This window comes from Dyadobacter sp. OTU695, from assembly GCF_038440355.1.
GTDB lineage: Bacteria > Bacteroidota > Bacteroidia > Cytophagales > Spirosomataceae > Dyadobacter.
Window position 1 is genome coordinate 1 of record NZ_JASATN010000008.1, and the last position, 24697, is coordinate 24697.

At 49.4% G+C, this 24697-nt stretch carries 24 protein-coding genes; 4 read left to right on the top strand and 20 right to left on the bottom strand.

The features are described from left to right. Positions 1-4: 4 nt before the first annotated feature. The 12 genes from AAHB90_RS16060 to AAHB90_RS16115 form a co-directional block, all read right to left on the bottom strand. A complete protein-coding gene (locus tag AAHB90_RS16060) occupies positions 5-1264 on the bottom strand; it encodes an MFS transporter (protein ID WP_342086228.1) in 1260 nt (419 codons plus the stop codon). 21 nt (positions 1265-1285) lie between these two features. Then, positions 1286-1525, bottom strand: a complete 240-nt coding sequence (locus AAHB90_RS16065) for a hypothetical protein (protein ID WP_342086229.1) — start codon at positions 1523-1525, stop codon at positions 1286-1288. 39 nt (positions 1526-1564) lie between these two features. Beyond that, positions 1565-2152 carry a TetR/AcrR family transcriptional regulator gene (locus AAHB90_RS16070; protein ID WP_342086230.1) on the bottom strand — a complete coding sequence of 196 codons (588 nt, stop codon included), beginning with the start codon at positions 2150-2152 and terminating at the stop codon, positions 1565-1567. 90 nt (positions 2153-2242) lie between these two features. Beyond that, positions 2243-2689: a DinB family protein gene (locus tag AAHB90_RS16075; protein WP_342086231.1), complete on the bottom strand. Its 447-nt coding sequence runs from the start codon at positions 2687-2689 to the stop codon at positions 2243-2245. A gap of 4 nt (positions 2690-2693) precedes the next feature. Continuing rightward, entirely contained in the window at positions 2694-4175 is a 1482-nt protein-coding gene (locus AAHB90_RS16080; protein ID WP_342086232.1) for an Eco57I restriction-modification methylase domain-containing protein, read from the bottom strand. A 4-nt stretch (positions 4176-4179) separates the two neighbouring features. Next, the gene (locus tag AAHB90_RS16085; RefSeq protein WP_342086233.1) at positions 4180-4629 is read right to left on the bottom strand and encodes a PIN domain-containing protein; all 450 of its coding nucleotides are present in this window, start codon (positions 4627-4629) and stop codon (positions 4180-4182) included. Continuing rightward, positions 4626-4898, bottom strand: a complete 273-nt coding sequence (locus AAHB90_RS16090) for a DUF6364 family protein (protein ID WP_342086234.1) — start codon at positions 4896-4898, stop codon at positions 4626-4628. Before AAHB90_RS16090 ends, AAHB90_RS16085 begins: the two co-directional genes overlap by 4 nt. Positions 4899-4946: 48 nt before the next feature. Next, positions 4947-5609, bottom strand: a complete 663-nt coding sequence (locus AAHB90_RS16095; protein ID WP_342086235.1) for a hypothetical protein — start codon at positions 5607-5609, stop codon at positions 4947-4949. Continuing rightward, on the bottom strand, positions 5591-6091 hold the full coding sequence (locus AAHB90_RS16100) for a hypothetical protein (RefSeq protein WP_342086236.1): 501 nt from the start codon (positions 6089-6091) through the stop codon (positions 5591-5593). Before AAHB90_RS16100 ends, AAHB90_RS16095 begins: the two co-directional genes overlap by 19 nt. A gap of 115 nt (positions 6092-6206) precedes the next feature. Then, entirely contained in the window at positions 6207-7229 is a 1023-nt protein-coding gene (locus tag AAHB90_RS16105; protein WP_342086237.1) for a Ppx/GppA phosphatase family protein, read from the bottom strand. A gap of 52 nt (positions 7230-7281) precedes the next feature. Beyond that, entirely contained in the window at positions 7282-8295 is a 1014-nt protein-coding gene (locus AAHB90_RS16110; protein WP_342086238.1) for a hypothetical protein, read from the bottom strand. A gap of 19 nt (positions 8296-8314) precedes the next feature. Beyond that, complete coding sequence (locus tag AAHB90_RS16115) at positions 8315-9004, bottom strand: hypothetical protein (protein WP_342086239.1); 690 nt, start codon at positions 9002-9004, stop codon at positions 8315-8317. Positions 9005-9196: 192 nt separating this feature from the next. Here AAHB90_RS16115 and AAHB90_RS16120 point away from each other — a divergent pair, with 192 nt between their 5' ends. Then, a complete protein-coding gene (locus AAHB90_RS16120; RefSeq protein WP_342086240.1) occupies positions 9197-10117 on the top strand; it encodes a sugar phosphate isomerase/epimerase family protein in 921 nt (306 codons plus the stop codon). Positions 10118-10507: 390 nt separating this feature from the next. On the opposite strand, the gene AAHB90_RS16125 is transcribed toward AAHB90_RS16120, so the two are convergent. Together AAHB90_RS16125 and AAHB90_RS16130 are read right to left on the bottom strand one after the other, a co-directional pair. Next, entirely contained in the window at positions 10508-11515 is a 1008-nt protein-coding gene (locus AAHB90_RS16125; protein ID WP_342086241.1) for an alpha/beta fold hydrolase, read from the bottom strand. 81 nt (positions 11516-11596) lie between these two features. After that, the gene (locus AAHB90_RS16130) at positions 11597-12760 is read right to left on the bottom strand and encodes an MFS transporter (RefSeq protein WP_342086242.1); all 1164 of its coding nucleotides are present in this window, start codon (positions 12758-12760) and stop codon (positions 11597-11599) included. Between the two features lie 341 nt (positions 12761-13101). On the opposite strand from AAHB90_RS16130, the gene AAHB90_RS16135 reads away from it, so the two are divergent. The 3 genes from AAHB90_RS16135 to AAHB90_RS16145 all read left to right on the top strand — a co-directional run bounded on the left by AAHB90_RS16135 (position 13102) and on the right by AAHB90_RS16145 (position 16139). Continuing rightward, positions 13102-14607, top strand: coding sequence for a serine hydrolase domain-containing protein (locus AAHB90_RS16135; RefSeq protein ID WP_342086243.1), 1506 nt, complete (start codon positions 13102-13104; stop codon positions 14605-14607). A gap of 75 nt (positions 14608-14682) precedes the next feature. Further along, positions 14683-15327, top strand: a complete 645-nt coding sequence (locus AAHB90_RS16140) for a hypothetical protein (RefSeq protein ID WP_342086244.1) — start codon at positions 14683-14685, stop codon at positions 15325-15327. A gap of 194 nt (positions 15328-15521) precedes the next feature. Continuing rightward, positions 15522-16139, top strand: coding sequence for a DUF6134 family protein (locus AAHB90_RS16145; protein ID WP_342086245.1), 618 nt, complete (start codon positions 15522-15524; stop codon positions 16137-16139). 4 nt (positions 16140-16143) lie between these two features. Here the strand turns inward: AAHB90_RS16145 and AAHB90_RS16150 are convergent, their stop codons facing one another. The 6 genes from AAHB90_RS16150 to AAHB90_RS16175 form a co-directional block, all read right to left on the bottom strand. Continuing rightward, positions 16144-17274 carry an efflux RND transporter periplasmic adaptor subunit gene (locus tag AAHB90_RS16150; RefSeq protein WP_342086246.1) on the bottom strand — a complete coding sequence of 377 codons (1131 nt, stop codon included), beginning with the start codon at positions 17272-17274 and terminating at the stop codon, positions 16144-16146. Positions 17275-17298: 24 nt separating this feature from the next. Then, positions 17299-20559 carry an efflux RND transporter permease subunit gene (locus AAHB90_RS16155; RefSeq protein ID WP_342086247.1) on the bottom strand — a complete coding sequence of 1087 codons (3261 nt, stop codon included), beginning with the start codon at positions 20557-20559 and terminating at the stop codon, positions 17299-17301. 251 nt (positions 20560-20810) lie between these two features. Continuing rightward, entirely contained in the window at positions 20811-22202 is a 1392-nt protein-coding gene (locus AAHB90_RS16160; protein WP_342086248.1) for a TolC family protein, read from the bottom strand. Positions 22203-22371: 169 nt separating this feature from the next. Beyond that, positions 22372-23283 (bottom strand): helix-turn-helix domain-containing protein, encoded by a 912-nt coding sequence (locus AAHB90_RS16165; protein ID WP_342086249.1) that lies wholly within the window; start codon positions 23281-23283, stop codon positions 22372-22374. A gap of 169 nt (positions 23284-23452) precedes the next feature. Further along, complete coding sequence (locus AAHB90_RS16170) at positions 23453-23854, bottom strand: hypothetical protein (protein ID WP_342086250.1); 402 nt, start codon at positions 23852-23854, stop codon at positions 23453-23455. Positions 23855-24173: 319 nt separating this feature from the next. Next, positions 24174-24587 carry a hypothetical protein gene (locus AAHB90_RS16175; protein WP_342086251.1) on the bottom strand — a complete coding sequence of 138 codons (414 nt, stop codon included), beginning with the start codon at positions 24585-24587 and terminating at the stop codon, positions 24174-24176. Positions 24588-24697 lie beyond the last annotated feature (110 nt).

The following is a 24697-nucleotide window of genomic DNA, read 5'->3' on the forward strand; positions in this document are numbered from 1 at the left end:
AGTATCAGACGGCCGGATTCGGCGCACCAGCGGGTGCTACGGCCGCCAATTTAGTTGCCACATATTTGTGAATGCGGTACATCAGCAGCGCCGTCACGATGACCGCGAATACGACAACATCCCCCAGTAACGGGTAGTTTTCGATAAAGCCCGTGCTCGTTTCCGAGACAATAAAACCTGCAAGGAGGGAGGCCAGCCCGCCGGCAATCTGTTGGATCGACGAGTTGATCCCCATATATGCGCCCCGGTCCTGCGGGTCCGGCACGGCCGTCATCAGCGCCGATGCCGAGATCATACGTCCGGTAATGCCAACGAAAAGCAGCACATTCAAACCGATGATAATCCAAAGTGGTGTCACACTGAGATTGCAATAAATAAGGGTCATAATGCAGGTGATCGTCGAACCCATCAGGAACACTTTATACTTCCCCGCCTTATCGCTCAGCTTCCCGATCATCGGGCTAAAGACAAGCATCGAAATACCCGTTACCATATACAACGTGGGCAACGACGCTTCGGCTATGCCAAGGTTGTGAACACCAAAAGCGGTACCAAACGGCATCAGCATAAATCCGCCCGTAGCAAGCAGAGCAGTGGCAGCGAAGCCCTGAAGATAGTCCGGCCGGGCGAGTGTCTTGGCCAGATGTTGAAAGGCATTACCCTTCCTCGGATTATTTAAATGTGCATTGATCGGTCTCATCTGGGTTACGATCAGCACGCCGACGATCAGCCCGAGGCCGACGATCATCAGGAACGGTGCATGCCAGCTGAACTTGTTGGCCAGATACAGCCCAATGGGAATACCCAAAACCTGGCTGCTCGCAAAGGCCATTTGTACAAATCCCATTACCCGTCCACGGACGTCGATCGCGAAAAGATCGGTGATAATGGCGAAACTAATGGAGCCGATTACCCCACCGAAGATACCTGTGAATACGCGGGCGGCCAGCAATAAATGGTAGGTAGGGGCGATCCCGCAAAACAATGTGCCGACCAGGAAGCCGACATAAAAGAAAAGGAGCAGCTTTTTCCGGTCGAACTTGTCTGCAAATCCCGCCGTAAGCAGTCCGGAAGCCCCCGCGCTGAATGCATAAGCGGAAACAACGAGACCGAATTGGCTGGTGGTAATGGACAGTTTGTCGAGCAGAATGTACCCTAATGGCGATAGTACCATGAAATCGAGTACAACTGTAAACTGCAAAGTGGCTAAAAGGGCTATGATGAACTTTTCATAGCCGGTAAATGTGGATTTGGTTTCGGACATAGAGTTTGATTTTGTAAATTTTTAGTCTGTTAATTCCTCGCATGCGTAACCTGCGCGGGTGACCAGCTCGATCACGGGCCCGCATTGTGCGTGTGTGGCTTCGACGCGCAAAACCTTGTCGATATCCGCCAGGTCGACGTTCCATTTGAGAATGTCGGGGCAATTATCCAGGGTATTGGCGATCGATCTGACTTGTCTTGGGTTGTTGATGTTGGTCTTGAAAACCAGCACAAACGCATCGGTGATTTTATGGTCGTTCATGGCAAACAAATTAGGAAGCGGACCGGTTTCAGCTTTACGTTAAGGTTTTAAGGCTTTTAATACCAATCCGAGTGTCAGGTTGATTTTCTCTTCATCAAATACGAACGGCGGCCGGCCGGGCATGCTCTTGCCTGCAATGTGGAACTTCACAAGCTGGTAAAGGGGGGCAAAGGCTATTGACCAGTATATTTCGACCGGCAACGGCATAATTTCCTTCCGGTCGATCGCATTATGGACAAACCGCTGCATGGCCTGCAAAAAACGCGTATCCACCGTCGAACGATCGATGAGAGGCGAATGCTTCACCTGCTCCATGAAAGTCATACTGTATGGATTTTCGAGGCAATAGGTCATGCGATTGATCCACTGCCGCTTCAAACCTTCATCGAAATGCATGTCCGGATCGAAGTTTACTAAAGTCGCATCCGTCATTTTCCGCGATTCATCCGTGTAAACCTGCTGGATCAGGTCCTCGCGATCCTTGAAATAGATGTAAATCGTAGCCACGGACACGCCGGCGGCTTTGGCGAGCTTGTGCATGCTAAGTCCGTCGAAACCGTGGTTTACGATCAGTTCAATGGCTTTTTCACGGATCAATGCCTCCTTGTTGGCGTCTCTGAGTCTCAATGTTACACATCATTTTTACGACGCAAATATAAATGAACGTTCATTCATTTTTGTGCTTTTTAGACTGGAATTTTTACAAAAACTTGTCGATTAATAAGCCACGATTTGTCTCAAATGGTGTTCCATATGGTCGACGTAGTCGTCAAAATACCATTTCAGCGTATGCGGTAGGCCATCCCGACCGACGCCATTTCGTGCCAGGTTCTCAGGCGCGATCGCTTTCGCAACAGCTGCCAGATGTAGATTATAATACTTCCAGGTCGCAATGAGCTGCTTCGTGTCTATGTCGTTGTAGTGGCTCAGTCCCACCCAGTCGTTCTGGTTATAGAAAATCACCGGCTCATATTCGGATTGGATCCTGATAAACCGCTGATGATTATTGGCCGCACTGTCGATCAGATGGCCCAGAATTTCTTTCTTGCTCCATTTCTCGGGCGCAGGCTTACTTTCAAGTTCTTTGACAGGAATAGCCTCGATGAGCGCAGGAATGTTTTGGCAGAGCCAGGTTAAACGGTCAATAGCAGTAGTGATGTCCATCGTTTCAGGAGTGATTGGAGATGATAAAATTCTCGATTACCTTTTTGTTGTAACCCTTGTATCCGCCCTGGAAATCCCGGCCTGCAATGGCCACGAAATCAGCCATACGCTGCGAATTGAGCTGTTCCAGTAACGTTTGATAATCACCGTCATATTTAATAAAATAACCCGAATAAACCGTCACATCCGGATTTTCGTACAAAATGAAATTGGGTTCCCGGTTCATCGGCGAGAAAATAATCTTCTTCCCAAACGCATTATCCAGCCCCTGCGCCCGCCCGAATGCGTACCATGCCACTGCATTAGGCTTGCCATTATCACGACGATCCAGTTCCGATTTTACTTTAAGCAGGTAGGAATATGTTTGAGGAAATTTCGTTTTCAGGGTTTCTTCCGGGATAATGCGCTGTTTATCAGAGCTATCTTTTTGGTAGGGAAACAGAATATATTCGGTAACTGCATCGTCGGCGGTTTTCAGTTTGGAACCTTTGATGATCGGTTTTAGCAATTCCTTTTCCAGATGCGCAAAGAAGCCGTTCTTGTTTTTGGCATACACCAGACCATTCTTCTCACTGATGATGTTGAACAAATAGCAGCCATCGGCCAGTGTCGTTAACCCGACCGAAATTTTACAAATGTCACCCAACCGCCGGCCTTCCTGTGTTGCCTGGGTACTGACAGAAAGCTGCCATGGGACATCGTCCTTCAATTCGAAATGCGGAATATCCCGCCCCTCATATTCGAAACGGTTGTTGACGCATTGTTCAAAGTAGAATGCATCCCTATGCTCACCTCCGAACACCGTAATGGCGGGGTAGGTGGAAGCGGCACCAAAAACCGATATATCCCGGTAATTGGTAATGTGTTTTAAGTTTTGATTTTTATAGAAATACTTTCGCAGCGACCCGCCGGATTCTGAAACTAGGTAGGAGTTGGGCGTAATCATGCCACATATACCATCGTTGGCGAGCAGTTTGGTTGCGAGCTGAAAAAACGCGATAAATGCATCAGTAGAGCCCGTACTGCAAAATGAATAGTGCTTCTGGATGTATTTTCGCTGCGTTTCAGGCAGATGCTGGATGCGGATATAGGGCGGATTTCCGACGATCAGATCGAATTTTTCCCTGGATCGCCATTGCTTCAACGCATCGCATCTGCGTAATTGCCAATCGACCGAAATACCGAGTGGAGCAATGAGTGCGTCAAGGTTTTCACGGCATTGCTGCAAAGCATTTTTATCGATATCCCAGCCGTGCAGCCGCTGCAATTGGGCGGCAACCTGGTTCGCAGGCGTGTTGCGAATGATAAACTCCGCCATCGGCACGAGAAAGCGCCCGTCGCCGCACGCGGGGTCGAGAATACGTTTTTCGGTTAAATCAGCTTCATAAAAGCCGCAATGCCCTAATATCTTGTCGACAATATGAAAAGGCGTGTAGACCTGGCCCAGCAATTTTTTGCGCGCGTACGTGCGGGTTTGTGAAGCCATTTACTTAGAAGTCGATGCCTTTTTGTTTTTTGAGGATGGTAGTAAGAAAATTGTGGGGCGAAGTTACGGTAATGTCCGTATTGTCTACACAACGGAAGTCGGTGGTATTGGTAGTAAGCAGGAAATTGCAATTAGACTTCAATGCCGAAAAGTACTGAAAGGAATCTTCGATATCCTTAAAATTGGACTGAAGCCCATCCGTAAAGCATTGACCGTCAAGTTGAGAAACGTTCAAAACTTCGAGATAGGAGAACAGCTGTTGCTTTAACGCTTCCTTCCTTACTCCGTGTCTGTGCAAAAGATAGACGAAAGTGTAAATGCAGCCCGGCGAGACAAACATTGGAATTTCGTTGAGGGCTGCCCAGTCCAGAATGTACTCAGCTTCATAAGGCTGGCCAGTTTCGCGTATCAATGCATGGTCAATGAGCACATTAGTGTCGAGAAATAGGTTCATAGGCCGTACTTGTCTTTCATCATCATATCCTTGATTTCCCAGTCGGTCATATTCCGCATCGGGCTGTCTTTGAGGAAGCCAAACATGCTGTTGATAATATCGGCTTTGCGTTGGCCGTCGGATATGGGTTCGTGAAACTGGTTAAGATACTCTTCAACCATTGTGGACAAAGAAGTGTGATGCTTACCAGCGTATTTCCGGGCATTTTCGACGGCAGATTTCCTGACACTTAACCTCAACTTTATCTTCGGATCTTCGATGTGTTTCATGGTTTTTGGCATATGTGAGTGTTGTTCAAAATTACGAACAAAACATAATCATTTCAATTCGCACACTCTGAATCCCTTTATCCTACGGATCGAATTAGTTACCACCGGCGGTGCGATGTCTGAAAACAGCACCTCATAGGTCGATTCGCTGAATGAGAAAGTACTTCCATCCGTCCGTATACGCTTTGTCCCAGAATAGAACAGCTTGCCAATCTCACCATTCTCCAGCGCCTGTTTATCGATAAACCCGAGTAAAGAGGCAATGGTGCCGTCCGTTTCGGATTGATGGAACGAAATGCAGAAGTAATGCGAAGTCTTGGAACCGGGCTTATGGAGTTGGGAGGACGGAATGTTCAACACATAGTCACCGGCCAGGATACCGTTGCGGCGTTTCATGGATTTGATGTCGACGGCGAAATCTTCCGTGTCGGAGCGGATGAGGAAATCCTGGCCCCAATCCTGTCCGTCGGTAGCACCGAAGGAGCGAGCCGGGCGGGGCAGATGGTAGCAATCTGCAAACACGATTTCCCCGAGCTTGCCCGTGAACCGCATCATGCGCGTCTGCGCGAGGCGGTCTTCATTTCTGTCCCAGATGTTGGAGATGTGATGGTGCTGAATGGAGTAATCGACCAGCTGGCGGGCAAAAAGCTTCTGCTCGTCGCTGACGGAGATTTGAATAAACGTGCCTGTGGTCAGAACAATTTGCTCCATGCAAACCTGATGGCTAGCAAAGTGAGTACAAAACCGATTAAAATGACGGAAAAAGGAACGTAAGTGAATGCTACTAAGTGGATTCTGTCAAAAAACCACATTACCCCGATGAGCGCGGCGATTAAGGTAAGAAATCCTGAAATCTTTCCAAAACCCGGTATGAGCGAGAAAGGAATCTTGCTTTTGATCAACATCAATGTGATCGCCATTGAAATGATGGGCAAATACTGCAATACGATATTGGCTTGCCAGATGCTTTGCCGCTCGAAGAGGAAAAGGTAGATATTGAGGGTTACCGCGAAGATGCCCGGAATACAAACCGCGTAAACCAGGATGGCATAAAGGATACTCCAGAATTTAACATCCCGACTTCCATCCGCCGCCATGCCTACTACCCAAGCCGTAAATGGCAATATCAGAAAGTAAACGACCGCAGGCCAGGGATTCGATGAAATAGCGGCGAAGAATTGTGATAGCGTCATTTTTTGGAAAAGGGAGGAAAGGAGGAAGGGGAGGAAAGGGAGGAATGGGAAGAAGGGGGGCAGTCGGGAAAATCACTTCCTCCCTTTACTCCATCCTCCCTTTCCTCCCTCCAAATTACAATCCTAACAAAAAGCCGATCGTGAAATTTGCATCCCAGTCAAAAACGAATTGCTGGCAGCCGGTCGCGTCGGTTACTGCTTTATAAATGTTAACTCCTGCCTTTGATTTTGCGTTTGTCAGTTTTGAATAGGCTAGGGGCGCGCTCAATGTGGTATAACGTTCTTTGCCTTTCCGTACTTCTTTCGCCATTTCGAAAGGTACGCCACCGATGATGAAACAAGTGTTGCGAAGGTTGGCAGGAATTTGCTTTGCCTTGTCGCTAACTTCCTGGTAGACTTTGGAATCGTCGGTCCCGTCCTGGAAGTATTTAGCTCCGTATGATTCCAGCGCGGAGATTTTGCCGCCGTCGATCCAGGATATTTTAGTGTTACCAGAGCCAATATCCACGACAAAAGCTTTGTCGGCATATTCTGCGGGAAGCACGGACTTCAACGCCAGCTGGCCTTCCTGTTCTGCGCTTACCTGGTTCACGACGTAGCCAAGTGACTTCAACACCCGGGTGATCTTGGTAGTCACCTCTGCCTTCGCAGCACCGGAGCTTACTACAAAATGGATGTCTTTGCTGCCCACGCCATAGTCGAGCATGGTGCCGATGTATTTTTTCAAGCCAATGCGCACGTCCTCGTCAGTAGCCATGTTCTCGGTTACAAGGCTATTTCCAAACTCTGATTTTTCGAGTTTCCAGCGTTTTTCTTTATCAACGGTTATAATAAATGAGTTGAAACCACTGGCGCCAAGTTCCACCACTCCCTTCAATTTGCCGTCTACGGGCACAGGTGGCGTGTATGTGAATGCGCTCCCGGCCGATGTGGCAGCTTCACTGTTTGGGGAAGTTCCCGGGTCAGATGCGGTGCTTTCAGCTTCTCCTGTGGTAGCTTCTGTCTGAGGCGTTTGTGCCTGGTCCTCGGCCATTTGGTTCAGGGCTTTTTGTCCGCCAAAGTATTTGTAGCCGACGAAAATGGCTCCCAAAATCAAGACGGTGATGATCAACCGTCCGGCAACTGTTAGTCTTTTCATGTGTTGTTATGATCTGTAAATGAAAAATATGAAGCGAATAAATGAAGAATTATCAATCCAGTAATCCTTTGTAGCTCGAATCTTTCGGCGTATCTATCGAACGGGTGGCAGTCTGAGGCGATTCCAGCTGGATCAGTTTGAACTGACCTGAGTTGTAGGCTTCCAGCATCGCCTGGCCTTTGTCTGACAATAAGCCATTCTGCACATCCACGCCATTGATAAAGTCGAGCGAAAGATCCATGGCGCGTTTCATTTCGCCCAGCTTCTGGCTCATATCGTCCTGGATATATTCCATCGACTCATCGAAATAAAATTTCTTGTCAGGATTGCCCTTGAAAATGCTGATGGCGGTGCGCAACGCATTGGAGCTTTCTTTTACAATTCTATACTCCGCTTCTTTTAGTTTAACTTTTATCTCGGTTTCTTTAATAATGTAATCTGCGCTCTTATTTACTTTTTCCATGAATTCGAGCACAGTCTTCATATTCCGCTGCAAGGGGAGAAGCTTTTCATTCATTTCCTGCAAACCGGCACCTTCGATGGTCGCAAGCGATGCTGTTTCCTTCATCCCGGGGCGATCGAGCATGGTACTCGCTTTGTTGGCCTCGGCGAATTTCTGTTTGATACGCTCGTTGTTCTCGTTGATATTCTTGTTCAGCTTCACCAACTGGCCCGCAAGCGTGTTGATCTGCCCCTGCATTTTCTCGCGTTTCTCCTTTAAGTCGTCGACGTAAATCTTCATGATCGCGATCGGATCGAGCTTGATAATGAGCCCGGTAATGCTGCGCATCAACGATTTGAACAGGAAAAATGCGGCCGTACGAACGTCTTTACTCGTCAGCAGAAATATCACGAGCGCCAGAACGGCCATCAGGAAGCCGAGGTACAACGTATTCTGGGTTACCTCGATCAGGAAAGCCGCGATTTTGTTCCAGAAATAGAGGACCACGGCCCCCAGGCCCCCTATGAAAAGGAGCGAAGTAATGCCTTCCGGTCGGCTCCAATAGGACTTCTTGGAGTTGTCCTCCTGCGAGCCGCCGATCTGGGTGAAATCTGGTGTTGCCATTGTGATTTAGTTGTCAGGTTTATTGAAGATATTGATTGATTTTGGCCACATCGGATTGGATCTGGTCCACGAAACTCATATAAGTGATCTCAAAGCTATCCTTATTAGCGTTGATCTTGGCGGTTTGTTCTGAAACCTCGCCGGAAATCTGTCCCAGTCGGTTTTTATTATCGTCGATTTTCTTCTGTAAATCAATGATCTGCTGCGCGTAAGCCGCGTTTGCCTCTTCCAGTTTCTTGTGCTCGTCCTGCAATGCGCCCACCCGCTCCTTGACTGCCTTTTCGACGTCTTTTAGGAATGAATCGCGGTCTTTGCCCAGGATACCGAGGTACTGATCGGCGGAAGTTTTGAGAACGGCGGTATCTTTTGCGCCACCCATTGCTTTAAAACTCGCCCATGCCGCCTGAAACTGCTTTTCTTCGCCCAGTCCAAGTCCTTCCATACTCTGAAGCGCCTGTTTGTATTCGAAATAATCGGGGCCGGGCAGATTGGCCTTTTCGAGGAGATTGACGAAATGCGCAACAAACTTCTTGTCAATCTGGCCGGTACCTGCCGCGTTCGTCACAGTAGCAGGTACCGGTGCTGGTTTGGACGGTTCGGGCGCCGGGCCCGCCGGCTTAGGAGTCGGCCCTCCCTGGGCGGTTTCGTCGGCATCCTTGATAAAAAAGCTGAGTATCTTCTTACCAATACCCGGTTCGGAGTCTGCCATAAGTGTATAAAGTGTTTAGGTTCATTGTTTTTGTCGGATCAATATTACTAAAATTCGCAGGATTTCATAGGGGGCTATATTTACCAATGGTGCCCTGTGTTGATGAAGCCTCGGAAATTTTGGATAGGAATTTCCGGTAATCCTTGAAACCCGCTCGTTTTTTGTGGATGTTTGCCCAAAAACTAAGTCCTTATGCTAAAATTAGGTTTTAATAGTGCAATCCTGGCTGATTTCAGCTTCGAACACGTCGTTCAATTTGCTGATAATAATGGCTTTTCATGCGTGGAAATGATGTGCTGGCCGGCCGATAATGCCGACAGCCGCCGTTACGCGGGCGTGACCCACATCAACGTGAACGACCTCACCGACCAGAGGGTGTCGTCCATCAAACATACGCTAAGAGAAGCAGGCATCTTCATTTCGGCCCTGGGGTATTATCCCAATCCACTCGATCCCGATCCGAACCGCTCGGAATATTATATAGAACACATCAAACAGGTTATTCGCGGGGCTGCAAAGCTGGACATTCCGGTGGTCACCACTTTCATCGGCCGCGATCCTTCCAAAAGCATTAAGGACAACCTGGCCCGCTTTGCGGATGTGTGGCCTGCCATTGTGAAGGTAGCGGAGGAAAATAACGTGAAAATCGGCATCGAAAATTGCCCTATGTTTTTCACCGACGATGAATGGCCGGGAGGAAAGAACCTGGCAATAAGCCCCGCCGTGTGGGACCGAATGTTTGAAATCATTCCTGATCCGCTCTTCGGATTGAACTACGATCCGTCCCATATGATATGGCAAATGATGGACGAGTTACTGCCAATTTATAATTATAAATCAAGACTGCATCATGTTCATTTGAAGGATGCGAAAGTTTATAAAAATAAACTCAATAATGTAGGCATTCTCGCCAATCCACTGGAATATCATTCTCCTAAACTTCCCGGGCTCGGAGATGTAAACTGGCGCGGTTTCTTCGCCGCATTGACGGATGTACGCTATCGTGGACCGGTTGTGATTGAGGTAGAAGACAAGGCCTACGAAGGGAATATCACAGACGTGAAAAGTGCTATCCTTACCAGCCGCAACTATATTAGCCAGTTTTTGGGCTGATGATTTGTCATTGATCGAGTGGCATTTGCACGGATAGGAGACTCCTCCGGAGTCCGGATATGTGTCGGGAATTGTCGGTTTCTATAAACAGGTTGCCCCGCTGGGGCAAAGCGGCCGAATAAAAAGCCTAGGAGAGAGCGACTTGCTTATGGAAATCAGATACATACAGTCAATCCGGCTCTGGAGAAGCCGCCTCTAAAGAGATCAGACGCGCATAGCCAATCCGGCTCCGGAGGAGCTGCCTGTTTATAGAAATCAGACGTGCACAGTCAATCCGGCTCCGGAGGAGCTGCCTACTGTGAAAGCGAAAAGTACCACGCGTTTGCTATGTAACATTTTTGTTATGTATTTATATTTGTAAATTTCCAATTATTTACAAATATAAACTATTTACCACGGCTTCTCTAAAAACCGCAGCAGCGGCGTAATAAACCTGCTGAAATCCTCGATATGCGGTAAGTGGCCGATATTATCGAGCTCCACTAACTCGCTATTCGCTATTTTCGCCTTAGTTTCTCTACCGAGCAGCGGATAATTTCCAAGCGATTTTCGTGCATTCTCAGGCGCCAGGTTCTTCCCGACGGCGCTTCGGTCGCGCTGGCCGATGATGAGCAGCGTAGGTGCCTTAATATGCCCGAACTCGTAGCAGACGGGTTGTGTGTAGATCATATCGTATGTCAATGCGCTATTCCAAGCCACTCTGGGATAGTCTTTCCCAAGCGTCCAACCAGCCAGTAGGTTTGCCCATTTGGTATATGAATCCTTCCATTTCCCGTCATAGTAGCTATTCAGCTGGTAGTTTTTAATGGAATTGAAATCGCTTTTCAACTCGCTCATATACCATTTGTCCACCGGTTGGAACGGTACCTTCATTTTATAATCTTCCAGGCCGATCGGGTTTTCTAGGATGAGTTTTTCGACCATTTCCGGGTACATTAATGCGAAGCGTGTTGCCAGCATTCCACCCATCGAATGCCCGAGAACTGCGATTTTATGAATGTCCAGCTTGTCGAGTATCTTTTTCGTATTAGCTGCCAATTCGTGGAATGAATACTGGAAATGCAGAGGCTTGGTCGATTTTCCGAAGCCGATCTGGTCAGGAATGATCACTCTAAAGCCTTTGTTGGCGAGTGCTTTGGCTGTTTCTTCCCAGTAGGCGCCGTTGAAATTCTTCCCGTGTAGGAGCATAACCGCCTTACCGTTCGCACGCGAGGGACGCACGTCCATGTATGCCATACGCAATTTTTCGCCCTGCGATTCAAATTCCAGATAGTCGACGGTGAATGGATAAGTGTATGCTTCCAGGTTCATGTCCAGTGGCCGCAACGAGTCGTTTTGTGCGGTTGCGCCCGTGAGCGAAAGGAATAGCAGACCAATGCCCAGTGTGAGTTTTTTCATAGGTTTTGAGCTTTACAAACAAAAAGAGGATACCGTTGCCGCTATCCTCTTTCGCAATGAAAAAATATGTACCAGTATGCCTTAGTCGATTAAACGTGCCTTGGTTGACAAATAGGCCGTCAGAGTTGCGAGTACGCCCACAATCGCGAATGACCAGCGGAGGTTGGCAAATTGTGCCACGATACCGATCAATGGCGGGCCGATCAGGAAGCCGATGAAACTAATGGAAGAAACCGCTGCCAGCGCCATTCCGGCCGACATGGTTTTGGATTTGCCCGTTGCGCTGTAAACAAGCGGAACGACCGATGATACGCCAAAACCTACCAGCAGAAAACCGATGGTCGCTGGGACCAGGTAGGGGAATGCAACCGAGATTGCCAGGCCTGTTCCCATTAGCAAGCCACTCAATTGCAGCATTTTACGACGTCCGAGGCGGTTGGCGAGCCAGTCCCCGGCGAAACGACCGCCCGTCATGGTGCCCATAAAAGCTACATAGCCAAGGGTAGTCATGGAAGCAGGAACGTGTACAGCCTCCTGGAAATAAACGCCGCTCCAGTCGAACATCGCGCCTTCGCAGACCATCGCACAGAAGCCGATCAGGCCAAGCGTAAGCAGGTCGCGGTCGGGTTTGACGAACATAGGCTGCGCCTCATCCTCGGTTTTCTCCGTGTCGGGCATGGTATGTTTGTAGGCCGTGAAAATGATGGCGAACGCGAACAATGCGATAACCAAAAAATGGATATGAGGAGGGATGTGTACCGAAATGAATAGCGAGCCGATCATCGCGCTCACGAAGCCCGCAAGGCTCCACAAGCCATGAAACGAGGCCATAATGGATTTTCCATAGACTTGCTCCACGGCCACAGCCTGCGTGTTTACCGCGATGTTGGTGAGGTTACCCCACAACCCGAAGGCAAACAATGCGATAACGAGTTGCTCTGTGCGGGTTACAAAGCCAATAAACGTCAATGTAATGGCGTACAGAATGGCGCCGATAAGCACCATTTTCTTACTGCCGTAATGCGTTACCATCCAGCCGGAAATGGGCAGACTGGCCATCAGACCTATCGGAAGCGCCAAAAGCACTGTTCCGAGCCCACCCTCGGTGAGGTGCAGCATGTTTTTAATGTCCGGAATCCGGCTTGCCCAGGCCGCGAAGCTCAGACCTTGCACGAAGAAGAAGGCCGCAACGGCCCATCTTAAATATCGTCTCGAATCGGAAGGGGCGAAAATTGAATAATTCATAGGAGCGAAAATTTAGCCGGCTTACGTGTCCGGTGTGTGATTCGTATATCTTTTATATAATTTTTTTAATTTTTTCGAATTAAAGTTAAGATGCCTGAAATTGCATTATGTGCAGTTCTAAACTCTTACTACTGCAAAATTAACGCATTGATCCGTTATTTAATTCATTAAAATTGTATTTTTTAAATTAAATTAAAAAGTATGTGTTGTACAAAACCAAGAAGTATTGAATTCTGTTGATCTAACGGCAGGTGACAGGAGAGTTGCAGACGGAACAGTAGGCAAATCGGTTACTGTTTTTTAATTTCACCCAATCACCTAACCAACCTGATAATATCCTGATGCGAGCCATTTTTACTTCACTCCTTAGTTTACTTGCACTTCAAACCTGGTCACAAACTTCATCGCAGGAGCGGATTGACAAAATCCGGTCGACGCTGCCCGTAATCGAAAAACTGTATCGCGATTACGGGGAGAAAAACCATTTCCCGGGCCTGGCTTTCGGGCTGGTCGTGGATGGTAAGCTCCTGTTATCGGGTGCAAACGGCTTTTCCGAAATTGCCACGTCCACGAAAGCAAGCCCGAAATCACTTTTCCGCATAGCCTCGATGTCCAAAAGCGTTACGGCAATGGGCATACTGGCATTGCGAAAGGAGGGGAAGTTGAAGCTGGACGATCCGGCTTACCTGTACATTCCTGAGCTGAAAAACATGCCCTCGCTCACCGCGGACGCGCCCGCGATCACGATCCGGCATTTGCTCACGCATATGGCGGGGTTTCCGGAGGATAATCCATGGGGCGATCGACAGCTCGATACCAAAGACGAGGAACTGATCGCGTTGATTTCCAAAGGTATTTCCTTCTCCAATGTTCCGGGCGTGACTTACGAGTATGCCAACCTGGGCTTCGCAATGCTGGGTAAGATCATTACAAATGTCTCGGGTAAGCCTTATCAGGAATATATTAATGAAGTGATTTTCAAACCGCTGGGTATGACCAGTACCATTTGGGAATATACCGAGGCGCCCAGGAACCTGCTGGCGCATGGTTATCGCTTTGAGGACGACGTTTGGAAGGAAGAAGAACTGGAACACGACGGCACTTACGGTGCAATGGGCGGGCTCATTACTTCCATCGATGATTTCAGTAGGTATGTAGCATTCCATTTGTCGGCCTGGCCACCGTCGTCCGGTGCGGAAACTGGCCCGGTACTGCGCAGCGACGTCCGCGAAATGCAAATGCCCTGGAATTTCAATAACCTCAATGCTTCCTCCAAATACCCCGGCGGGCGGCCGTGCGCGATGGTCTCCGCATACGGCTATGGTTTGCGTTGGTCAAAGGACTGCGAGGGGAGAACAGGCATCGGACACACCGGCGGTTTGCCCGGTTTCGGCAGCCAATGGCAGATTTTGCCTGAATACGGCATCGGAATCATCGCGCATGCGAACCGTACGTACGCGGGCATGGCGACAATCAATACTGCCGTGCTCGATACCGTGATCGCGCTGGCGGGACTGAAACCGCTGCCGGTGGCCGTTTCGAAGATCTTGAAACAACGACAAGACCAGCTCGTCAAACTGCTACCTGACTGGCAGAATGCAGAGCAGAGCGGCATTTTTGCCGAAAATTTCTTCCCGGACCGCTCGGTATCACACCGTAAAAGAGAGCTGGATGCATTGCTCGGGAAAGTGGGCAGCATTACCGGTTCGACGGAAATGCTGGCTGAAAACCAGCTCAGAGGCACGTTTATGCTGAAATGCACATCCGGGAATATACGGGTGTTTTTTACGCTGTCGCCCGAGAACCCGGCATTGATCCAGCAGCTCGATTTCTCGGCCGCGAAGTAATGTTCCGATAAAATATTGAAATGGCATAGGGGGATCGGGGAGGCTGGTTGTCTCGAAAGAAACAACTTAGCAATCATGAAACGGACAACTTTATCATTCATCTTCATTTTTGTGCTGGGGGCGACTGTAAGCACCTTTGCGCAGGATAACCAAACGCTCTTTCAGGGCCGAGGCATTTATCGCTCGGGAGGGTACGCGGCGATTTCTAATAAATTCACGAAAATTAATGGTGATTACGCGAACATGGCGGAGCTGTACGGTGGCTGGTTCATTAATCAGCGGTTTTTGTTGGGTGTGGGCGCAGCAGCGACTACCAATTATATCCCGGTACCGGCTTTGGAACAGAATTTCCCTGCCCGCAGGATGACTTATCAGTATGGCCAGGTTGGATTAATGACGGAATATGTGTTTGCGTCGACTCGTAAGGTACATTTCACGGCCAATTTGCTGACAGGTGTCGGCTTTACCCTGCAATACGACCGCCGGGATATCGACGATTGGGATTGGGACGATTGGGATGACCGCCACGATGATGATGACGCCAAATGCTTCTTTGTAATGGAGCCGGGCCTTCAGGTGGAGTTCAATCTGCTTAAATGGATGCGGTTCAGTCCAGGTGTTTCTTACCGTAAAGCATTTAACGCAGAAGGAAATGGCCTTACCGACAGTGATTTGAGTAACATTTCTTACAACCTGACCTTGAAATTCGGGCGGTTTTGAGGCAAATTGGGGGATTATTGCCCGTTCGCTAACTGATGTGGCATTTAATCCCCCTTTGTTCCTGAACGGTAATCACGCTTCCCGCGCATTCAGCTATGTTAATGGCTTGATAATCTTAGTTCGAGGCAATAGGAACAGAAATAATGCAGTTATTAAGAGATTGCACACTATTGGAAACCAAAACAACAGGGAACATGCGTGTATCGGGATTTGTAATGATCGGGCTTTCAATGCTTGCTATTTCGGTAGCAAGGGCGCAGAATGTTTATGATGTCATCGTGGCAGGGCGTACAATCGGTTCCTTGAAGGTATTCGACGAAAAAGGCGCGGATAATGCTGAAACACACCGCATTGAATCCGATTTCAAAATCATGTTCTACAAAGGATCATACTCGACGCAGACCAACTATGTTCAAGGTAAACTTGTTTCTGCCACCTGCGCACATCACGTCAACGGCGATCTTAAAGAGAAAACGCTGACGAAAACCAGCTCCAAGACGCTGTATGAGGTGCTTTTCTCCGGTGAAGATGCGGAGGACAAACCGAATGTGGTTGTGAACAAACCGATCAGCAGCACCATTACCAGTCTGTATTATAAGGAACCGATTAACATTACAGAGGTCTATTCCGAACGTTACGGCAAGATGTGCAACATCAGGAAGCTTTCTGAGGGCAAATACGGCGTGACGCTTCCGGATGGCAAGGAAGGTGTTTATTCCTACAAAAACGGCCTTTGCCGTGAGGTAAAGACCGATCTTGCAGGTTTCAAACTAAGAATAGTATTGAATGAGGGGAAAACCGCCCTCCGCTAACAGCCTAAATCGCTGTCTGCTTTACATGCTTTAAATCCGAATTGTCGCGGATCTCTTCATTGGCGACTTTCACCAGCACATCGCCTTCTTTCACATCACCGAAAATCTCCGTTTTTTCAGTACTGCTGCTACCCGTCGTAACCGGTACCCAAACTGCCCGGTTGTCTACCACCTTGATCACGAAAGTACCCTGCGTCGAATTCAGTACGGCAGATCTCGGAACGGCAAAAGTGCCTGCATTGCCCGCTAACGGGATCGAAACTTCGGCTATCATACCGGGTAAAAGTTTTCTATCAGTGTTAACTACGTCCATTTCCGTGCGTTGTGAGCGCAGGCGCGCGTCGAGCGCACCCGCAAGGCGGCTTACTTTGGCCGGGAAATCCTGGTTAGGAAGCGACTTCACCTTGAATGTAACCTGGCTCTGGCTTTTGAGATAGCTGGTATATTGTTCCGGTACACTTACTACCAGGCGCAGTTTACGTTGCTCTACCAATGTGAAGAGGGGCAACTCAGAGCCTTTGCCGGATGGGCCCACGTATGCGCCTGTGCTCACATTACGGGCAGAGATAACGCCGCTGAATGGCGCCCGTATTTCAAGATAATTGCGCGTATCCGTGATTTCACGGCTGGCCGAGCGTGCCGCATCGAGTTGGGCGAGGTCGGAGCGTTGTTTGGCCAGCGCCACATCCAGGTCGTTTTGAGAAACTGTACCGGGTGTTTTACTGGTTTCGAGCAAACGCTCGTAATTTGCTTTACTGGCCTGGTAAATCGCTTCGAAAGATTTCAGGCGCGATTCGCTGGTGACGAGCTGGGAGGTGAGCTCGGGCGCTTCCATCGTGGCCAAAAGTTGGCCTTCGCGCACCTCGCTACCGACGTCCACATGCAGTTTTTTTACAAAACTGCTCACTTTGGCATAAATATCCACTTGCTGGAACGCGATCAGTTCACCGGGAATCTGAATGTTCGTCGCGAGCTGCTCTTTTTTAAGCGGGAATGCGTCCACCACATGCGCATTCGTTTCGGCCGCCGCATTTTTATGCTCTTCTTCTTCGGCCCGTGAGGAACCGCAGCTTTGAAGGACCGTCGCTGCACCTGCAACGAGTACGGTCATGGCGATTTGATGAATATGTCTCATAGTCGGATAGATTCAATATTGTGATTAACGGGTCATGGGAACATAATACTTGCTTTCTTCATCCTCGGGATCGAGCGAAACACTTTGCGTCGAAGCTTTGCCTTGTCCCCACGCAAACACGAGCGGGAGAATGAACAAAGCAGCGAATGTCGAGGCGATCAGCCCGCCGATTACGGCACGCCCCAGCGGCGACGACTGGTCACCCGCTTCGCCGAGACCACTCGCCATCGGGATCATACCTACCACCATCGCAACGGCGGTCATTACAATGGGGCGGAGGCGCAATGCGGCCGATTCCTTTGCGGCTTCAATGGCATTGCCACTGTGCTTGCGCAACTGTTCGGCATTGGTAATCAAAAGCACGGCATTGGAAATCGATACCCCCACGGACATAATAATGCCCATATATGATTGAAGGTTCAATGTGGAGCCGGTTACCATCAACAATGCCAGCGAGCCCAGGATAACGGCCGGGACTGTCGCCAGTACGATTGCCGACACTTTAAACGACTGGAAGTTAGCCGCCAGCATCAGGAATATCACGACAATGGCCACCACAAGCCCATTTTGAAGGCTGTCCAGCGTGTCGGTCAGCGTCTGGCTCAGCCCGACGAGCTCAACGGTAAGTCCCCGCGGCAGTTCACCGAGGGATGCGAGCGCTTTTTTGACGTCGGCCTGGGCTACCCCGAGGTCGGTGCTGTTGAGGTTGGCCGTCACCGAAAGTACGGGCATGGCGCCGAGGTTGTCGTTTTCGCCGTAAGTCGTATCCGGTGTAATGGTGGCAATATCGCTCAGTACCGGACGGTTGGTGTTTCGCAGCAATGGAATTTCACCCATTTCCTGGACGCTGTTCATTTTATTTTCAGGAATCTGAACCTGCACTGCGTAGCTGAAACCACCTTTTTCATCCACCCAGATATTTTTGTCGGTGTAGCGCGACGACGATGTGGAGGCAATCAGCGATCTTGAAACATCATTCATATCCACGCCCAGCTGCGCCGCCCGCATCCTGTCGACTTCGATTTTAATGGCAGGGTATTTATTAGATTGTCCCAATTGAATATCACGTAAATAGCTGATTTCCTTTAATTTCTCGATCACCTTCTGCGCGTATTGCTCGTTCACCTTCTTATCGCGGCCCGACATCCGTACTTCAATCGGTGTAGGGGAGCCTTGGCTGAGGATTTTGTCGGTCAATTCAATGGGTTCGAATGACATGGTCAGGTCCGGAATCGCTCGCTTCACTTCTTTGCGGATCTTTTCTTTCAGCTCGTCCAGGTTCGTATGGAACTCTTCATGCAAGCCCACTTGTAAAACCGCTTCCTGCGGTCCCGCCATGAACAGGTAAATGGGGTTTACCGAGAACAATGAAGGGTGCTGGCCTACATATGCCGATGTTACCGATACATTCTGAGGCCCAACGATTTTCTTGATAATGTCGATCGTTTTCAGTGTTTTCTCCTCCGTGCGCTCGATACGCGTACCCTCTGGCGCACGCAGGCGCACCTGGAACTGGCTGCCGTTTACTTTGGGCAAAACGTCCTTTCCAATATTGGTTAACAACAATGCAGCCAGGGCCGTGGCGATGATCAGATATGCGGCCACTATCGGCTTCCGGAAAGGCATTACGCGGTTAATAAAACGCATGAACCGTGCCCGGATGCGTTCGAATGCGCTTACTTTGCCATTCCGGTCGGCGTCCCCGCGGTGGGCCAATGCCTCTTTCTGTGCGTCCGGGTCTTTGCTGAGGCCCGATGCGGCAAACTCTTCGGCGTCGGTCATTTCCGAGCCGTCGGCTTTCTGGTGATGCTTCACTTTCATGATCCAGTTGGCCATTACCGGCACGAATGTCTGCGCCAGGAAGTACGAAACGATCATACTGAAACCTATCGCTAATGCCAGCGGCAGGAACAATGAGCCCGGAATGCCGCCCATAGTAAATGCAGGTGCAAATACTGCCAGGATACAGAAGAGAATCAGTAATTTAGGAAATGCGATTTCTTGACAGGCATCCCAAATAGCAAGTGCCTTGGGTTTGCCCATATCAAAATGCTGGTGAATGTTCTCGATCGTCACCGTACTTTCATCTACAAGAATGCCGATTGCAAGCGCCAAACCGCTCAATGTCATGATGTTGATCGTCTGCCCGAATAGGTTCAGGAACAGAACGCCTGCGATAATGGAGGTCGGGATAGTAAGGATCACGATCAATGCGCCGCGTGGATCGCCGAGAAAGAGGAGTACCATCAATCCCGTCAGGATAGCACCGATGGCTCCTTCCGTAAGCAAGCTTTTCACGGAGTTCATTACATAAGTTGACTGATCAAACTCGTAGCTCACCTTCACGTCTTCCGGCAATGTACTTTGAATGCGCGGAATCGCCTTTTTTAGGTTTTGAACCACCTCCCAGGTCGAGGCATCGGCGCTTTTGGCAATACTCAGGTACACCGACCGCTTGCCATTCACCAGCCCGTAGCCCGAAGTAATGTCGGCACCGTCTTCCACCGTAGCCACGTCGCGGAGGTACAAGTTCTGCACACCGCCTTTAAATAATGGGATGTTTTCAAACTCCTTAACGGTGCGAATGGTGGTATTGGTGGGGGTAATGTAGTTTTTATCGCCAATGCGCACGTTACCCGAAGGCGCAGTCTGGTTATTCACGCGCAGTGCTTCCACCAGTTGATCAGGCGTGAGGTTATGCGCACGGAGCAGCCCGGGATCGGCCTTGATTACGACCGTACGGATATTACCGCCGAACGGAGGGGCGGAAACAAGACCCGGGATCGAGGTAAATGTCGAGCGCACGTACACGTTCGCGAGGTCGAGCAATTCGTTGTTACTGCGTTTTTCGGAGCTAAGTACGAGTTGGCCCACAGGCAGTGTCGAGGCATCGAAACGGATAATGAACGGCGGGTTGGAGCCTGGCGGAAAAATGGCCTGGGCCCGGTTGGTGAATGCACTGAGCTCCGCGGAAGCCTGCGCCATGTTGGTTCCGGGGTAGAAGTTCACCTTCATCAGGGTAAGGCCCTGGATGTTCTTCGTTTCTATGCTCTTGATACCGTTCACATAGAGGAGGATATTGATGTATTGCTTGGCAAAGAAAGTCTCCATCTGATCCGGCGTGTAGCCCCCGAACGGGTGGGCGATGTACATCACCGGCAAATCGAGTTTCGGAAAAATGTCGACCTTGATCTTCCGCACCGCATCGATACCGAAAAAGAATAAACCGGCTACCACCACCATGATGGTTATAGGTTTACGTAGTGCAAAACGTATTAAATCCATGTTACGAAAATGTAAGTTTAGTACCGACTGTGTGTGTTGTCAGTTATTGTCAGGCGTGGTCATTTATTGTCAAGTGTGGTCAATGGTAGGGCGTAACTATTGAGAGAAATGAAAACCGTTCTGCTAACTGGCATTACCATGGCAATTCTTGACTACACTTGACCAGACCTACTATCAATGACAATTCCTGACCGCACTTGGCAACTCCTGACTATAAATGACAATACCTGACACTTTCAACCTCTCAAAAGTTACTGATTCAGAAAAATGCCGATATCGCCTGCCGCCGCAGCTTTGAGTAATATCGCCTGCCAGATGTTCGTCGCGGCAATGTCTCGGCTGGTTTCGGCCCGGTTGAGGACATAGAGTGCCTGCGTCATGTCCACGATATTGCTGAGGCCGTTTTTATATAAAACACTTTTCTGCAAATAGGCGTCGGAAGCCGATTGCACCTGCACGGGCGCCTCGCGGTAGTTGGCAATGGCATTGCTGATCTTCGTTTCCGAGAGAATGAGCTGGTTTTTCAATTGCTGATCGGCCAGATCGTATTCTTCTTTCAATGCGTTGGAAACAAATTTCTGCGACATCACCTGCTGACGTGTACGCAAAATGCTGGTCATGTTCCAGGTAGCGCCGATCCCCAGCAGGTAATTGGCCCTGACAGGCTTAATGCCTTCGAAATAATTTTGGGTGTAGGCCGTCTGGTCGCTCGCATAGCTTGATGAAAACCCTGCACCGCGCCCCTGGAACACGCCGAACAGCGAAAACGTTGGCATCCCGAGCGTTTGAAAGTATTTGGCCTGCTGCTCACTTACGGCAATGCGGTTGGCATAAAACTTCAGAAGCGGATGATTTTCAGTTCTCCCGGCGGAATCGGCGACGGTTCGCGGCACGCGGGTGAGCAGCAAGGTATCGAGCTGGAATCGCTGGTCGGTAATACCCATGAGCCTGGCCAGGTTGTTGGCCTGCTCCTGCTCAAAATCCTTTGCCTGGGTGATACTGATCTTCGCATTGGACACTTCCGCATTGGCCAGCGAAGAGTCTACGCCCGGTATCAGGCCATTTTTTGCGCGGGTCACGACCACCGTTTTCAATGCATTGGCGCGTTCCAGGTTATTTTCCCAGGAACGGATCAGGCGCTGGGCGGCAAGCAGGTTCAGGTAAGCGGCGGCCACGCGCACGCTGTGCTGAAATTGTTCCTGTTCAAGATCGGCCTGATCGCGGTTCACGGCCGATTGCGCCACGTTGATCCGTTCGCGTGCCCGGCCGAACGCAAAGAAATCCCAGTTGACGTTAGTCAGGTAGAGCGCCCCGAATGCCGAGTTCCAGTTCTGTTGCGGCAGCGGCAGGCCAGAGGATGCGACCGAAAGCCCAAGCCCGTAAAGCGGGCCGTTCTGGCCGTTGATGGTCCCGTAATCCTGTTGGGCCGAAAGGTTGAAATTAGGCAGGTACTCCTTTTTACTTTGCAGTACCGTCGCTTTGGAAGCACTCAGGTAGCTGGTTTTGGCTTTGATGCTCCCGTAATTGGAGACCGCCGTTTCCACAGCCTGTTGTAAGGTAAGTGTTTGGGCAGATAGTTTCTCACCGGCTCCGACCAGCGATAGGGCCAGAAACAGGGAGGGGAAATACTTCTTCGATGTCATTTGCATTCAGAATTATTTGGCAACTGAACCGGGGCGAGTGTGTGGGTCAATGGGTAGGCAGCTACTGCGGTGGTCCGACAAGCCCGTCGAATTGCTTCGCAAAGGTAATTGGGTGGCTTGTGGCAATGTTTATTACTTTCAAACAATATCTTATAAAATTCAAACATCCCTAGCGTTCGTGCACGCGGTATGATTTCGGGGTGATGCCAATCTGCTTTTTGAAAAGGTTATTAAAGTAGGCGGGGTATTCGAATCCGAGACAGAATGCGATCTCGGCCACACTCCAGTTCGAGTGCCGGAGCATTATTTTGGATTGCCGCAGCACACGGTCGATGATATGTTCTGTGGTAGTTTTCCCTGTGATTTCCTTCAATGCCCGGTTCAGGTGGTTCACGTGTACGCCGAGCCTGTTGGCGTAATCCTTGGCCGTTTTGAGTTTGAGCTTGTGCTCAGGGGATTCGATGGGGAACTGGCGTTCGAGGAGTTCGTGGAATTGAGACGACAGCTTCGCCGAGCCGTTCACATGCACGTCGCTGATCTCCGACGGCTGCATTTTCATCGCCTCGTGCGAGAGTACGTTCACGTAGTTGCGCATGAGGTCGTACTTGTGCACGTAGTTCGACTCGATATCGGATTGCATTTTCACAAAAATGCTCAGCAAATATTCCTGCTGCTCTTCATTGATGAAATACACCGGAAGGGAGTCGGTGCGCAGGATAGGGCAGTCGCTCACCGTAGCCGACCGGTTGATCGTGCTCAGGAACTGATCCGTGAACAGGCAAAAATAGCCGGATTGCTCTTCCGACAATGCTTGCCATGAATACGGCACGTTCCGGTTGAAGAAAACGAGCGCGTTCCGGTTGATCTCAATCTCCTGTTTGCCGTAGGTAATCTTTCCCTTTCCGAGGATGAGCGAGATTTTGTAAAAGTCCCTTCTCGCATAGGAGGTGTACTTGTTGCAGAATACCCGGGAGAATACATTGAAATGCCCTTCATCCCCGGACGTTTGGTCCGGACCTTTTAGCCCTTTCGCAGCGGGGTGCGTCTGGTAAAAATGCGCTACGGTCTCATTCGGTATCATGACCTGAAATTATGAAATTCAAATATTGGCTACAAAACCAATGGGTTAAAAATTAATTAAACAGCAGAGATGCGCGGTATCGTCCTAATTTTTCCAGGGTAAATCACTTTTCAACGGGAAAAGCCGGTGCACAAGGCACCGGCCAGGTAATACGTAGCATTGGTTGTAATCAGATCGTCCCGCAGATCCATTCCGATTCCTGAACGGGCTTGATTGCATGTACCCCATTACCGGTTTTGTAATTGCGGGTCGAGACAAGCGGGTTGATAGCGTTACGTTGCGTATGCTGGCGCGTGAAAACGACGAACCGTACTTCTCGCCTGGCGTACTTGGGTGTCGGGTCGTTTCCGGGCCGGCCGACGTTCAATGTGGCGAAACGGGCGGCGAGCGCCGGATAGGATGATTCGACGATCAGCCCGGCCTTGGGGGCGGCGGCAGCTTTGTTCGGATGCTTGTAGTTGTGGGTCGAAATACCCGGATCGGAAATCCGGATGGACTGTGCCCGGGACACATCGCTCAGGGTCGCCGAGAATGCGAGAAATGCTGCGAAAATGATTGGTTTAGGATTCATTACAAGTTAATTATTGAAAAGATATTCAGGTTAGCTTCTCAAAATTACCCGCAAGCTTTTTTACAATTCATATCCATTTCAAACATTGAACTATAAAATTCAATCATTCCGAAAATTATTTTTCAGCACATTAGCATTATGATTGGAAAGGATTTAGTTTTTTAAAGGTGCAAAAACATCACGTTTAAAACAGACAAAAAAAGCCTAAAAAACTCCTAATTGCCTTAATTTGAACTTTTTGATAAATATTTGGATGGATTTTTGAAAACAAAAAACGCCGGCCTCATCGAAGCCGGCGTTTTGGGTGATTATATAATGGTTAGTCTTTCGTCGGATAAACCTTGTCCGGCGTATTATAATATTCAGCCATTTGCGCTGTGTCCTTGCTCACACTGGGAGTGGGGGTTTTGTAGTTTCTGGGTGAATTCAGCGGATTGATTTCCACACCTTCTGGTTTGTATTCCCGCGTCACCACGAGCGTGGCCGGGCGGGGCGCATACTTAGGCGTCGTGCTTACATACTTCGTCTGATACTTGCCGAATCGTTCCACCGTCCTGATGTTCGCTACGCGTATTGTATTCTGATCCTTGCCGACTGCCTTTGCTTGCGCCGCTTTGTTAGGATGTTTGTAATTATAAACCGAAATACCGGGATCTACGATCGACTGCGCGCTGGCAGTGATGGTGAACAGTCCGGCGATGAATATGGCGGTTAAAAATGTGGCTTTTTTCATGTTGGTAATCGTTAAATCTCACTTGTTGTGCCCCCCGGGTGATGGGGTTTCATGAAAATTAACGACAGAAAAAAGCATTGCCAAATGTTCTAATAAGTCGAAAAATCACC